Below are 1,264 nucleotides of genomic sequence, written 5' to 3'. Positions count from 1 at the left end.
GTGACCTGTCGCGAACCGTCGGCCGAGCTGAACGCCACCACGAGGAAGCCCGGGCCACCGCCGCCGTGGCCGAACGCAGTGCCGCAGGGCAGGGGCGCCACCTCCAGCCCCAGCCCGTACCCCTTCGCCGTACCGGGGTCCTTCATCTCCTTCAGCAGATCAGGACGGAGCAGCTTGCCCTGCAACAGGGCGCGGTAGAACCGGTTGATGTCCTCGTTCGTGGAAATGATCTCGCCCGCCGCACCGGCCATCGTGGGATTGAACCGCGTGACGTCAACAGGGACGACCATGCCGCCCCTGGTGACCGGCACATAAGCGTGGGCGTGCGGGCCGTACACCTCCGGAGAGGCCCCAGGAACGCGGGTGTGCCGCAAGCCGAGCGGCCGCAGGATCCGCTCCCTGACCTCTGTCGCGTACGGCCTGTCGGTGACCTTCTCGATCAGCATGCCGAGCACGATGTAGTTCGTGTTGGAGTACCTGTAGTCAGTCCCAGGCGGGAAGTCGCGCGGGAGCTTCTCCGCCCTTTCCACCAGTTCGCGTGCCGACCAGGTGCGGTAGCGCTCCTTGGGGATGCCCGCCTCGTCCATCATGCCCGTCGAGTACTCGGGAAGGCCGCTGGTGTGCTGGAGGAGGTGCCTGATCGTGATGTCGGCGCCCTTGTCCACGAGCCCCGGCAGCCACTGTTCCACGCTGTCGGACAGTCGCAGCTTTCCCTCTCCCACGAGTTGAAGCACCACGGTCGCCGTGAATGACTTGGTGACGCTCCCGGCCCGGAACCGCCCGTTCACCGGAGCCGGCTGGGCGTTGTTCAGCTTCGCCTTGCCGCTCGCGGCTCGCCAGGTCTTGTCTCCGTCGCGAACTTCGGCGATGGCGGCGACCGAGCCGTCGGCGACGGCCTTGTCCAGCAGCGCCTGCAAATTCGGCCGACTGCTCGGGTTCGTGTCGGCCGCCGCGGCGGTGGTCACGGCAGGTGTTGCCAGCAGTGACAGGGTCACGCAGGCCACGACGGCCGCGCTGGTGCGTTTTCCCTTCATGTTTGTTCCTCCGATTCACGGAGTCCGGCTCTCGGCCTCCGCCGCATCACGATCGGCCACGAGAGGGCAGTGCGGCATCGGAGCTGTCCCTGACGGAAACCCTGATCTCAGGCCGACGATCTCCGACTCGGGAAGGATGCCTGGGTTGGCCTTTTGGCCACCCCAGCCTTTGAATCTCTCTATCCTCAGACCGCGCCGGGGTCGCCGACGCGCTCGTAGACATCGGCTTC

General features: G+C 66.9%; 1 protein-coding gene. It reads right to left on the bottom strand.

The window, feature by feature from the left end; all coding sequences use genetic code 11:
- Nucleotides 1-1,034 (bottom strand): serine hydrolase domain-containing protein (locus tag AWQ68_RS00055; protein ID WP_066932627.1); only part of this gene is annotated, 1,034 nt, incomplete at its 3' end.
- Nucleotides 1,035-1,264: the final 230 nt, after the last annotated feature.

The sequence above is a fragment of the Microtetraspora fusca genome (assembly GCF_001570365.1).
Classification (GTDB): Bacteria; Actinomycetota; Actinomycetes; order Streptosporangiales; family Streptosporangiaceae; genus Microtetraspora; species Microtetraspora fusca.
Note: the sequence above shows the minus strand (reverse complement) of the source record. Positions and strands in the feature narration are given on the sequence as shown.